10 protein-coding genes are annotated in these 13473 nt (G+C 49.0%); 2 read left to right on the top strand and 8 right to left on the bottom strand.

The annotated features are described in order from the left end of the window. Positions 1-157 precede the first annotated feature (157 nt). On the bottom strand, positions 158-1024 hold the full coding sequence (locus FW758_RS14475) for a DUF2971 domain-containing protein (RefSeq protein WP_446445757.1): 867 nt from the start codon (positions 1022-1024) through the stop codon (positions 158-160). Positions 1025-1205: 181 nt separating this feature from the next. On the opposite strand from FW758_RS14475, the gene FW758_RS14470 reads away from it, so the two are divergent. Further along, positions 1206-1346: a hypothetical protein gene (locus FW758_RS14470; protein WP_446445756.1), complete on the top strand. Its 141-nt coding sequence runs from the start codon at positions 1206-1208 to the stop codon at positions 1344-1346. 337 nt (positions 1347-1683) lie between these two features. On the opposite strand, the gene FW758_RS14465 is transcribed toward FW758_RS14470, so the two are convergent. From FW758_RS14465 to ilvC, 6 genes are all read right to left on the bottom strand, one after another. Continuing rightward, the gene (locus FW758_RS14465) at positions 1684-2817 is read right to left on the bottom strand and encodes a pyridoxal-phosphate-dependent aminotransferase family protein (RefSeq protein WP_446445770.1); all 1134 of its coding nucleotides are present in this window, start codon (positions 2815-2817) and stop codon (positions 1684-1686) included. A 247-nt stretch (positions 2818-3064) separates the two neighbouring features. Next, positions 3065-4675: a threonine ammonia-lyase, biosynthetic gene (ilvA, locus tag FW758_RS14460; RefSeq protein WP_446445755.1), complete on the bottom strand. Its 1611-nt coding sequence runs from the start codon at positions 4673-4675 to the stop codon at positions 3065-3067. A gap of 1 nt (position 4676) precedes the next feature. Then, positions 4677-6551 carry a dihydroxy-acid dehydratase gene (ilvD, locus tag FW758_RS14455; RefSeq protein ID WP_446445754.1) on the bottom strand — a complete coding sequence of 625 codons (1875 nt, stop codon included), beginning with the start codon at positions 6549-6551 and terminating at the stop codon, positions 4677-4679. A 136-nt stretch (positions 6552-6687) separates the two neighbouring features. Next, positions 6688-6945: an acetolactate synthase 2 small subunit gene (gene ilvM / locus FW758_RS14450; protein ID WP_006083459.1), complete on the bottom strand. Its 258-nt coding sequence runs from the start codon at positions 6943-6945 to the stop codon at positions 6688-6690. After that, positions 6942-8615, bottom strand: a complete 1674-nt coding sequence (ilvG, locus tag FW758_RS14445; RefSeq protein ID WP_006083460.1) for an acetolactate synthase 2 catalytic subunit — start codon at positions 8613-8615, stop codon at positions 6942-6944. Before ilvG ends, ilvM begins: the two co-directional genes overlap by 4 nt. A 733-nt stretch (positions 8616-9348) precedes the next feature. Further along, on the bottom strand, positions 9349-10827 hold the full coding sequence (ilvC, locus tag FW758_RS14440; RefSeq protein ID WP_071940611.1) for a ketol-acid reductoisomerase: 1479 nt from the start codon (positions 10825-10827) through the stop codon (positions 9349-9351). Between the two features lie 248 nt (positions 10828-11075). Between ilvC and ilvY the strand changes: the two genes are divergently transcribed. Then, positions 11076-11948 carry an HTH-type transcriptional activator IlvY gene (gene ilvY / locus FW758_RS14435; protein WP_006083462.1) on the top strand — a complete coding sequence of 291 codons (873 nt, stop codon included), beginning with the start codon at positions 11076-11078 and terminating at the stop codon, positions 11946-11948. A gap of 150 nt (positions 11949-12098) precedes the next feature. Here ilvY and FW758_RS14430 read toward each other — a convergent pair whose 3' ends face one another. Continuing rightward, the gene (locus tag FW758_RS14430; protein WP_446445753.1) at positions 12099-13415 is read right to left on the bottom strand and encodes a hemolysin family protein; all 1317 of its coding nucleotides are present in this window, start codon (positions 13413-13415) and stop codon (positions 12099-12101) included. Between the last annotated feature and the right edge of the window lie 58 nt (positions 13416-13473).

Below are 13473 nucleotides of genomic sequence, written 5' to 3'. Positions count from 1 at the left end.
GATTAAACTAAGAATTTTTGCACCAGTGACTTTCTAAATATACATACACCTTACCAAGCACCAACAGGTAACCTTTAGTACAGATACATTTAGAGTTTTAGCAAATTAAGCACTTACATGCAAGTGACTGCTGGCGGCATGGATGCCGCCGTCAAGATTATAATTCTGACTCATTCAATTTAAAGGTGTTTTTGTCAACTGACATAGTAAAAACATCATTAAACCTACCAGTAAGTTGACTTCTATATATACGAAGTGAATCTACATCAGCAAGTACTTCTTTAAATTTTTCAACATTAGCATTCGCACCAATGAATACTCGCCGAACAGCCTCGTGCCCAATATAAAAGTAAAACTGGGTATTGGTCGAATTTGAGTTAAGCCATACCTCAGCAAGTATATTAATATCATTTAAGTGAGTTAAAAATAACTTAGGTGTGAATCTTTCTTTGCTGAGTTTATATAGCGAACAATCGAAACCAAGTTTCCTCATATCCTCAATGGAGCTTTCACTTTTCAGATCAAATGAAATTTTCATATTTAAATTAATAGGAATAACCAATCTAAACTCAAATTCATATGCCCAAGGCTCTGACTTGGTAAAAAAATAATGTTTTCTAACCTCTTTCAAGCTGTTATAGCCACCTAAGTAAATTCGACTTCCAAGATATTTAACATTTCCATAGATGATATCTGAATTAATGGCTATACCTTCTATGACGTCATTTAAATCAGATTCAAAGACGACTCCTTTATGAGATTCAGCATAGTGACTCCACATAAGAGTATCATTTCTTCGTTTAGTTAGAGAAACAACCCCGAAGTAGTCCATAACACCTTCGAAATCATGAATTATGAAGTTCTGTTGATACTCTGATAATGAAGAAAAACCTTTGAATCTTTCAGCAATAGCTCTTTTAGTGTCATCGCTTGGTGTGCACTCGAAAGGATCATTTAAAGCTAATTTAGGTGAGACTCTAATCCATGGATCATTAATAAATGATATTGCAGCTACTTCACTCATGTATTTGTATATAAGACTCAAGTGGCACCTCTAAGTAACATTTTCATTATAGGTCATTGATAAAAATAACATTTCAATGAACTACTCACTGTTAAATTCTTGGTATTAAATACTCGGGATGCATAATTGTAAATAACAGACTATCAGGTATACCAAGGGCTTAACAGGATTAAGCACTGTCGTGGAAGTGACCGTTGGCGGCATGGATGCCGCCGTCGAGCCCTCAGGGATGAGTTCATGGCGTGTCACTGGAATGACAGTGCTTAATCAAACTTCAGTTACCCAAAAGCTGGATCCCCGCTCAGAAGCACTGCGGGGATGACGATGCTTAATCAAACTTCAGTTACCCAAAAACTGGATCCCCGCTCAAAAGCATTGCGGGGATGACGATGCTCAATCAAACTTCAGTTACCCAAAAGCTGGATCCCCGCTCAGAGGCATTGCGGGGATGACGATGCTTAATCAAACTTCAGTTACCCAAAAACTGGATCCCCGCTCAGAAGCATTGCGGGGATGACGATGCTTAATCAAACTTCAGTTACCCAAAAGCTGGATCCCTGCTCAGAGGCACTGCTGGGATGGCGATGCTTAATCAAACTTCAGTTACCAAAAAAGCTGGATCCCCGCTCAAAGCATTGCGGGGATGACGGTGCCGTCACTTAGCTCAAGACCTCTTCTAATGCCTTGAGGCATAAGGCGACATTCTCGCGGCGGGCGCCAAAGCCCATTAGACCGATGCGCCATGCTTTGCCCGCAAGGGCGCCAAGGCCGGCGCCGATTTCGAGGTTATAATCCTTCAGCAAACGAGTTCGCACCGCAGCATCATCGACACCAACGGGGATATAAACCGTATTCAGCTGCGGTAGGCGATAATCTTCGGCAACCACAAAGTTAAGCCCTAACTTTTCCAGCCCAGCACGCAGCACTAAATGCATTTCGTGATGGCGTTGCCACGCATTCTCTAAGCCTTCGGCCGCCAACATACGCAGGGATTCATGCAGTGCATACAGGGCATTCACTGGCGCAGTGTGATGGTAACTGCGTTTGCCGCCCGCGCTGGTCCAATAGGCCATCACAAGACTTTGATCGAGGAACCAACTTTGCACTGGGGTTTTGCGATTTTTCAGTTTTTCTACCGCTGCGCTCGAGAAAGACACGGGCGATAAACCCGGTACACAGGAGAGGCACTTTTGACTGCCAGAATAAATGGCATCTATGCCCCATTCATCGACTCTTAACTCGACGCCGCCAAGGGAAGTCACAGCATCGACTATGCTCAAGCAACCATAGGTTTTGGCTAATGCACACAAGGTTTTGGCATCGGACAGCGCGCCAGTAGAGGTTTCTGCGTGCACAAAGGCTAAAAACTTGGCATCGGGATTGGCTTTCAGCGCCGCTTCAACCGCAGCAGGGTCGACAGGGGCGCCCCACTCATTGTCCACCAGCACTGCAATGGCGCCCACGCGTTCGACGTTTTGGCGCATACGCTCGCCAAACACACCGTTACGACAGACAATCACCTTCTCACCCGGCTCGACTAAGTTAACAAAACAGGTTTCCATGCCCGCACTGCCCGGCGCGGATACTGCCATAGTCATTTCGTTTTTAGTTTGGAAGGCGTATTGGATCAGGCTCTTAAGCTCATCCATCATGCCGACAAATAGCGGATCTAAGTGGCCAACTGTAGGTCTGGACTGCGCCGCAAGCACTTCGGGATAAACATCCGACGGGCCAGGGCCCATCAAAATACGGCGAGGAGGATTAAAAGCGGTAAAACGCGGTGCTGGTAACATCATGTCTCCTTAATGCGTGCAGGTCGAGGTCTCGTTGTTATTCGTTAGCCGTTCTGTTTTAAGAAACTGCCAGTTAATCGTTAACGGGTTAAGTCAGTAACTTAACTGTGACGTATTAATCGGCGGCTAGAGTATTAAGTCTACAAAACTACCACAAAAAAGGGCGCATGTGCGCCCCTCCTTTAGCCTAACTTCGATCTAAGTTGAGCTTAAAATGCCATCGCGCCGATGTTCTTCATCACTAACGCTATAACGCTTTGTTGCCGTTTCCCGCATTTAAAAACAGCTGATAGGCAGGGCTTTGGGTTTCCTCTTGATAGACAAAACCCAACTCAGTTAAAAACTGTTGGAACGGCAAGGCATCACTCGCGGGCACTTCAAACCCCGCCAGCACTCGGCCAAAGGCCGCGCCGTGGTTGCGGTAATGGAACAAGCTAATGTTCCATTTACTCTGCAAGGTAGTTAAAAACTTCAGTAGCGCACCGGGATGTTCGGGGAATTCGAAGCTAAACAAACGCTCCTCTAAAGGCTCGGGTGGATGACCGCCGACCATGTAGCGCACATGCAATTTCGCGGTTTCATCGCCGGATAAATCCTGCACTTCGAAACCATTGGTCTCTAAGGTAGCGATGATTTGTTCAAGTTCGCCTTGGCCTCGGCTTAAGCGAATGCCAGCAAACACCACGGCCAGATCGCGACTGCTGAAACGATAGTTAAACTCTGTCATTACCCGCTTATCGAGTAACTCACAGAATTTTAAGAAACTTCCCGGACGTTCAGGGACTTTCACTGCCAGTACTGCTTCTTTCTGCTCACCGAGTTCGCAGCGCTCCGACACATAACGCAAACTGTGAAAATTCACATTCGCGCCACTTAAAATCGCGGCGACCTTTTCACCATTACCGCTGTCGCCACTGGCATTGGCGCTGACATATTTTTTAAGCCCAGCCAAGGACAAAGCCCCAGCGGGTTCGGCGATCGCACGGGTATCTTCGAAGATATCCTTCACCGCCGCGCAGATTTCATCCGAGGTCACAGTGACCACTTCATCGACATACAGTTTGGCGACTCGAAATGGCTCAGTGCCGATACGCTTTACCGCCACACCGTCGGCAAATAAACCAACTTGCGCCAGTGTCACCGGCTCGCCCGCTTCCATCGCCGCCTTTAAACAGGCGGCGTCTTCTGGCTCGACACCGACAATTTTCACCTGCGGCATCACCGCCTTGTAATAGGCAGCGATACCCGCGATTAAACCGCCACCGCCCACGGGCACAAATACCACTTCAAGATCGCGCTGCTGCTGCAACATCTCTTGGGCGATAGTGCCTTGGCCTGCGATCACCGCTTCATCATCAAAGGGCGCGATATAAACTCGGCCCTCTTCTTTGGCCATCGCCATCGCAAAACCATTGGCTTGATCAAAGGCTTGGCCATGCAATACCACGTTGCCACCTAAACGGCGCACCGCATCGACTTTAATATCGGGCGTCGTCTCAGGCATCACAATCACAGCATCCACACCGCGACTCGCCGCCGACATCGCCACACCCTGAGCATGATTGCCTGCCGAAGCACACACCACACCGCGTTGGCATTCTTCTTTCGTCAACTGGGCGATGCGGTTATAGGCACCGCGTAACTTGAAGGAATGCACTGGCTGCATATCTTCGCGCTTCAAAAATACCTGACAACCTAAACGCGCCGATAACTTGTTCATGCTGGAAAGCGGCGTCACTTTCGCTATGTCATACACAGATGACAACAGGATCTTTTGCAGATAGCTTTGTGCCAACTGAAAATGGGCTAAATCGGTCCGAGCTTGCGATGCTGTAGACATAGAGGCAAGTGGCAACATATTAGTCCTCCAGTTTACTGCGATCGCGCACCGCGCCTTTGTCGGCACTGGTGGCGAGCATGGCGTAGGCCTTAAGCGCGAGTGACACATAACGCTGGCGACCTATAGGTTTCCACGCCATTGGGCCAAGACTGTGCATTTTTTCACGGCGAGCATTGAGTTCAACATCACTTACTGCCAGCTTGATGCTGCGCTTTGGTATATCAATTTCGATGCGATCGCCATTTTCAATCAAGGCGATTGTGCCGCCCGCTGCCGCTTCGGGTGAAACGTGGCCGATAGATAAACCTGAAGTGCCACCGGAGAAACGACCGTCGGTGATCAGCGCACAGGCCTTGCCTAAGCCGCGTGATTTTAAGTAACTGGTTGGGTACAACATTTCTTGCATACCCGGGCCGCCTTTCGGGCCTTCGTAACGGATAACAACCACATCACCCGCCACCACTTCGCCGCCTAAGATACCCGCCACTGCGTCATCTTGGCTTTCATAGACGCGCGCCGAGCCAATAAAGGTCAGATTCGATTCATCCACGCCCGCCGTTTTAACAATACAGCCGTTTTCGGCAACGTTGCCCGACAATACGGCAAGCCCGCCCTCTTGGCTGAAGGCAAACTCACGGCTACGGATACAACCTTCTTGCCTGTCATTATCCAGTGACGGCCAGCGACAATCTTGGCTAAAGGCTTTAGTGGTCGGAATGCCCGCAGGTCCCGCCATAAAGAAGTGTTTTACTTTTTCATCTTGCGTCTGCATCACATCGTATTGGGCCAATACCGATTTCAAGGTCCCGCTGCCCGGCGTGCCGTCATTATCGGCCGCCACATGGAACACATCGGTATGCAATAATCCGGCTCTGTCGAGCTCGCCCAAAATCCCCATCACGCCGCCCGCACGGTGCACGTCTTCCATATGGTATTTAGGCGTCGATGGCGCAACCTTACAAAGGTGCGGCACAAGGCGCGACATACGGTCGATATCCGCCATGGTAAAATCAACATCGGCTTCCTGCGCGGCGGCCAATAAATGCAATACGGTATTAGATGAACCGCCCATGGCGATATCTAAGGTCATGGCATTTTCGAAGGCGTTAAAGTTAGCGATATTGCGCGGCAATGCCGATTCATCATCTTGATGATAATAACGTTTTGCCAGCGCCATCACGCGGCGACCCGCTTCCAAAAACAGCTCGCGTCGATCCGCGTGGGTTGCCAGCATAGAACCGTTACCCGGCAGCGATAACCCTAGGGCTTCGGTTAAACAGTTCATTGAGTTGGCGGTAAACATGCCCGAGCAAGAGCCACAGGTTGGGCACGCGCTACGCTCAATTTTGGCACTGTCTTCATCGCTCACGTTCGAGTCGGCGCCCGCCACCATAGCATCGACTAAATCGAGTTTGATGAGCTTCTCCGACAGCTTAGTTTTACCCGCTTCCATCGGTCCGCCAGAGACAAACACTACGGGAATATTGAGGCGCAGCGCCGCCATCAACATGCCGGGGGTGATCTTGTCGCAGTTGGAGATACACACTAATGCATCGGCGCAGTGGGCGTTAACCATGTATTCCACACTGTCGGCGATAAGTTCACGCGATGGTAGACTGTAAAGCATGCCGCCGTGGCCCATGGCAATACCGTCATCAACGGCAATGGTATTGAATTCTTTGGCGATACCGCCAGCTTCTTCAATGGCGCTCGCCACCAGTGAGCCCATGTCTTTTAAGTGAACGTGGCCCGGTACAAACTGAGTAAAGGAGTTAGCAATGGCGATAATTGGCTTACCAAAATCATTGTCTTTCACCCCTGTGGCGCGCCATAACGCACGTGCACCCGCCATATTGCGGCCTTCGGTACTGGTAGCTGATCGTAACTTTGGCATTGACTGTATCCTTTATCTCAAATCGAAAATCGTATTCTTAATTCATATGGCGAATGCTGCACGTACCGCATTCCCCTCAATATCTGGCACTCATAGTCACTCAACATCAGGGACTAAAATGCACCTAAGCAAGGCCTTAAGCATTCGCCGTTTGTTGTAAGCTCAGCGGTAACAATACCTTACATTGGGTCACATCAATCAGTTTATTCAGCTGATTACTTAACAGTTCGATGGCACGTTCGCTATCGACCTCCATATCCAGCGACAGGCTCGCATCGTCATTCATGCGCATCTGCATTTGGGTAATCGTAAAGCCACGATGGCGAGTCACGCGCAAAACACGCTCAAGCACTTCGGGGCGTTGTTGAACCGTTAATTCCAGAGAGTGGATCATGTTTGTTTCTCCATTTCGTCCATCATATCGCTGTTTGATGCGCCGGGGGGCACCAGTGGCCAAACGTTAAAAGCATCGTCGATTGCAACGTGTAATAAATACGGGCCCTTAGCCGCTAACATTTCTGTTAAGGCTTCTTCCACTTCGTCGGAAGAGAAAATCGTGCGGCCGGGGATATCAAAGGCGGAGGCCAATAAAACAAAATCTGGGTTATCGGATAAATCCGTTTCGCTGTAGCGTTCTTCAAAGAATAGCTGTTGCCACTGTTTCACCATGCCAAGCTTTTGGTTATCAACCAGCACGATTTTCACTGGCAGCTTGCGGCGTTTGATGGTGGTCAGTTCCTGCACATTCATCATAAAAGAACCATCGCCAGATACTGTCACCACAGTGGCATCGGGACGGGCCACTTGCGCACCAATCGCGGCGGGTAAGCCAAAGCCCATAGTGCCTAAGCCCGCGCTGGACAGATGATCTTCTGGGCGGCGGAACCACATATGCTGGGCCACCCACATTTGGTGCTGACCCACATCGCAGCACACTACACTGTCTTCGGGTAACTTATTGGCTAAACGGCGCAGCAACGCTGGGGCGTAGATCAAACTGCCGGGGTGTTGATAATCCCATTGGTGCTTACGGGATAAATGCTCCACCTCGGCCTGCCAAGGGGTGATGTTCATCGACATGGCTAAGGCAGGTAAGATTTGGCGTAAGTCGCCGGCGATTGCCACCTCAGGCATACGCAATTTACCCAGCTCAGCGGCGTCGATATCTAAATGAATAACTTTGGCCTTGTCGGCAAAGCTCGCTAAACGGCCGGTGACTCTGTCGTCGAAACGGGCACCCACCACGATCAGTAAATCGCAATCCTGTACAGCTAAGTTAGCGGCCTTGCCGCCATGCATGCCTAACATGCCTAAGTAGCCGGGTGTGCCGTGGGCGATACTGCCCAGCCCTTTCAAGGTTGCGACCGAAGGTATGCCCGTCACTTTGATAAACTCACGCAGTTGATCGACCGCGCCCGCCATGCCTACACCACCGCCGACATACAACATAGGCTGTTTAGCCTCAGCCAATAGTGCACGGGCAGCATCGATATCACTCATCTCGGCTTGGGGTTCGTTCATCACAGCCAGCAAAGGTGTGCGATATTCCAATTGGGCGATTTGGATATCCTTCGGGATATCGACCAGCACAGGGCCAGGGCGACCGGATGCAGCGATTTCGAAGGCTTGATACAAGGTTGGGATCAGGTCGTTGACGTCTGTCACCATAAAACTGTGCTTAGTGCAGCTCAGTGACATGCCCAGCACGTCGATTTCTTGAAAGGCGTCGGTGCCGATAACGGCGGTAGAAACTTGGCCTGTGATGGCCACCATAGGCACAGAATCTAACAGCGCGTCGGCTAAGGAAGTGATCAAGTTAGTCGCGCCAGGGCCTGAAGTCGCAAAGCACACGCCAGTTTTACCGCTGGCTCTTGCGTATCCTACGGCGGCAAAGGCGGCGCCTTGTTCGTGACGGCTGAGCAGATGTTCGACAGGGCTTCCATAGAGGGCATCGTATATTGGCATAATGGCACCACCTGGGTAACCAAACACTGTGGTGACTCCATGTGCTGCTAACACTTTAATTACCGCATCTGCGCCTCTGATCATCTGCCCTGGTTCCATATTCTCTCTCGCTACGTTAGTCCTGAATTGCCGGAAATCGACGCTAATTTTTTACTCTTTCGAAGCTTAGGACCTTGCTCTAGGCCCTAAAACGAAGAACCCCCCGGTCCTTTCGGAGCGGGGGGTTCTTTCGAAACTTTTAACCTTTTAGGTCTATCAGTTCGCCATGCGCCGCCCCCGCTGTGATTTAATAATCACGACGGTAATAATCACGAGAATGAGCTTGGCAGCTTGGTTAAACATCAATATGGATTCCTAATCGGTGTTTCTAAAATTGGGATATTGCATGAAAGTTAGTTTCGCTTTGGACTTTGCCAGACCGCGAGCTATTAGCTTTACCATAAAGCGACAGCCAAACACAATAAAAAATATCTTTTGTCAAAAAAAATTCAGCTTCCCTGCCGAGACAATGCAAAACAACAAAGTAAAACGTTAACTGTTGATCCTCAGTCGGCGCGATTCACCTACCGCAGGATTCATTCACTGAACGCACATTCACCATCGAACGCTCACTGAAGATTCACTCACTAACTATTAACTCACTAACTATGTCGTTTTTGCCCGCTCGACAACCCACTGAACAGGAAAAATTTGTTTATCACTAAGCTGATTCATCACGAAGCAAACTCAAGACGCACGTTTCAGTCTCTGAGGTTGCTTGGGAACTGAGCTGAGACCCAAGTCCTTTGAGTCTCAACCCTCTCCCCCAATGTTGGGCTTAACTAACGATCAATTAAGCCTCAACAATACTCTTCATATCAGTCATGTAACCGCGAAGTTCAGCGCCAACATATTCCACAGCCGTTTCACGAATCGCTTCGTTAACTGCGATTAGCGTTAGGTTGTCGACACCGGTTGCGCTATCTTTCAGGCCAGCACCTAAATACTCAGATGACATGGCATTAACGTAATCGCGCAGCATAGGTACGGCGGCGTGATTGAACAGGTAGCAACCGTATTCGGCCGTGTCTGAAATCACCACGTTCATTTCGTACAAACGCTTACGGGCAATCGTGTTAGCGATAAGTGGGGTTTCGTGCAGTGACTCATAATAAGCCGACTCTTCCACGATACCCGCAGACACCATAGTGTCGAACGCCAGTTCCACACCCGCTTTGATCATAGCGACAAGGAAAATACCTTTGTCGAAATAGGTTTGTTCGTCGATATGCTCGCTCGATACGGGTGCATTTTCGAAACCTGTTTCGCCAGTTTCCGCTCTCCAACGCAGTAAGTTCGCATCATCGTTCGCCCAATCTTCCATCATAGTGCGAGAGAATTCGCCGCTGATGATGTCATCCATGTGCTTTTCAAATAATGGCTGGAGGATTTCTTTTAAATCTTCTGCAATTTCAAATGCTTTAATCTTGGCTGGATTAGACAAACGGTCCATCATGTTAGTGATGCCACCGTGTTTCAGCGCTTCAGTGACCGTTTCCCAACCTTGCTGGATAAGCTTGGCCGCGTAGCCTGGCTCAACGCCATCGGCGATCATTTTCTCGTAACCTAAGATGGCGCCCGTCTGCAACATACCGCACAGAATGGTCTGCTCGCCCATCAGATCCGACTTAACTTCAGCGATGAAAGACGACAGTAAAACACCGGCTCTGTCGCCACCCGTTGCGCTAGCGTAGGCTTTCGCAATCTCTAAGCCGTCACCGTTTGGATCGTTTTCTGGGTGAACCGCAATAAGGGTTGGTACACCAAAACCACGTTTGTATTCTTCACGCACTTCAGTGCCTGGGCACTTAGGCGCAACCATCACCACAGTGATATCGGGACGAACTTGCATTCCCTCTTCAACGATGTTGAAGCCGTGTGAGTAAGACAAGGTAGAACCTTGCTTCATCAGTGGCATAACAGCGTTAACCACATTTGAATGCTGTTTGTCCGGCGTCAGGTTAAGCACTAGATCCGCTGCGGGAATTAATTCTTCAAAGGTACCGACACGGAAACCGTTGTCGGTCGCTTTCTGCCATGAGGCACGTTTCTGTTCAATCGCTTCAGGACGCAGGGCAAAAGAAATGTTCAGACCCGAATCACGCATGTTCAAGCCTTGGTTAAGACCTTGAGCACCACAACCTAAAATAACTATATTCCAATCTTTGATGTAGTTACAGCCGTCGCTAAACTCAGAACGATCCATGAAACGACATTGGCCAAGCTGTGCTAATTGTTGACGTAAATTCAGAGAGTTAAAATAGTTAGCCATCTGATATACCACCTATAAGTCAGAAATTTTGGACGCAACCAAACTAACATAATGTTACAGCTTGGTTGTGATTGAAATCACTATAACCCATGCTTATCATTGCTTAAAATGATATATTCGGAACTTCATATTGCATTCTGCGCAACGTCAACTGCAATCATGAGCAGTAACATCGGCGCCAATATGCGTTACCCAATCACGCCGTCACTCAAGCCAAGGCTCAAGCTCAGACTAAACAGGATAAGATTATGGATATTCGTACCCTCAAATTGTACCTGCACTTATGTGACAGTTTGCACTTCGCCAAGACGGCGGAGCAGATGCATGTGAGCCCATCGACCTTAAGCCGAGCCCTGCAAAGATTAGAAGAGGAAGTGAACGCTAAGCTGTTAGAGCGGGATAATCGCAGCGTGACCTTAACCCACGCAGGGCACGAATTTAAGCGGTTCGCCGAGCAGACTTTGAACCATTGGAGCACGCTCAAGCACAGTATCGATCTCAAGCAGGACGTACTGCGCGGTCGGTTGAATCTGTATTGCTCGGTCACCGCCGCCTACAGTCATTTACCGGGTTTATTGGATTTATTCCGCCAAGAACATCCCTTCGTCGAAATCGCCTTAACCACGGGAGATGCGGCGAACGCGCTGGCAGAAGTGCAGCAGAATCGCGCCGATATCGCCATCGCCGCCCTGCCCGATCCGTTTCCCAGCAGCTTACACTTTGCCAAAATCGACGATGTGCCGCTGTCGATTATCGCCCCAACTATCCGTTGCGCGGTGCAGCAGCAGATTTCCCAAACGCCCATCGATTGGTCGAGCGTGCCCTTTATCATTCCCGACCATGGGCCCGGACGTCGCCGCGCCGATAACTGGTTCAAACAAATGGGCATCAGCCCAAATATTTACGCCCAAGTGTCGGGCCAAGAAGCGATCGCCTCTATGGTGGCGTTAGGCTGCGGCGTGAGCATGAGCCCAGAAGTGGTAATCAATAACAGCCCAGTGCGGGATCGCATTCAACTGCTCTCGTCGCCAGTTGCGATTCCGCCGTTCGAATTAGGTTGCTGCTGCAAAGTAAAACGGCTCGACGATCCCATAGTCAATGCATTTTTGGATGTGATTTAAACGAAAATAGTTAATACAAAAGCGATTTTTGCGTAGCGGGTATCGACGGGGACTAGGAGCGCTAACAGTAAAACGACTCTCCAAGGCTAAACACTTAGCCCAAGAGAGTCACTTATTCGAGAATAGCTTTATCATCACAAGATGACGGGATTACACATCCGGTGAGTTGAGCTTATCGATAGGATCGATGCGGGTAACCAATAGCTGATCGACCTTGTAAGAATCGATATCGACCACCTCAAATTTATAGCCCGCATAGTTGACGAAATCGGTACGCTTAGGGATTTTACGCAGCATATACATCATAAAACCAGCAATGGTTTCGTAGTTCTGATTATGCGGGAATTCTTCGATGCCGAAGGCGCGCATCACGTCAGTAATCGGTGTTACCCCATCTACTAACCAAGAGTTGCTATCACGGGCGATGATCTGCTCTTCGCTCTCGTGCAATGACCAAGCACCCATTACCGCGCGCTGTAGATCGTTGGTCGTAACAATCCCGACCACTAACGCATATTCGTTCATAACCACGGCAAAATCGGCGCGGCTATTCTTAAAGTATTCCATAGCCTCTGATAGGCTCAAAGTATCGGGAATGATCAGCGAAGTGTGGACTAAGTTACTGCCTTTTAGAGTAATATTCTCACCGTTAATCACTCGGATCAGCAGCTCTTTTGCATCCACAAAACCTTTGATCATATCTAACTGACCATCGCAGACGAGGAACTTAGTGTGGGGATCTTCAGAAATCTTACGCTTGATATCTTCTTCGCTATCTTGCAGTAAAAAGTACACTAAGCTTTCACGAGCCGTCATGGCCGAAGTCACAGAAACGGTTTGCATTTCAAACACATTTTCCATCATCTGTTGATCACCGCGATCTAACACCCCTGCTTCAGCGCCCGCGTTCATCACGGCATAAATGTCGTCAGAGGTGATGGCATCGTTACGCACGGTTGGGATTTGCAGCAGTTTAAAGATGCCGCTCGCCATGCCATTGAAAAACCACACGAATGGACGCAGTAGCACGATACAGAAAGACATAGGCCCAACAACGGCCAACGCGACAGGCTCAGGCATCGCCATGGCAATGCGTTTTGGCATCAAATCGGCCACCAGAATAAAGGCACTGGTGACGACAATAAAGGATAAAACAAAGCTCATTTGGCTCAACCAAGGATCGGTCAGCAAAGGCGACAGTAATTCATAGAAATAAGGCCGAAATGCCGACTCACCGACGATACCGCCCATGATGGCAACGGCATTAAGACCGATTTGTACCACAGTAAAAAAACTGCCGGGAACGGCTTGTAACTGCAGCACTTTTTCTGCACGGGCATCGCCCTCATCGGCCAACTGACGTAAACGGATTTTACGTGAAGCGGCAAGTGCAATTTCTGACATAGAGAAGAAACAACTCGCGCCGATTAGGCACAAAATAATCATCACGTTATCAAACAGACTCATGTAACACCTTTCATTTAACACTGGACTAACTAGGACCAACCCGCGCTTTATTGCTCGC

This window comes from Shewanella sp. 1180_01, assembly GCF_052850535.1.
This window is presented reverse-complemented; position numbering and strand designations above follow the sequence as displayed.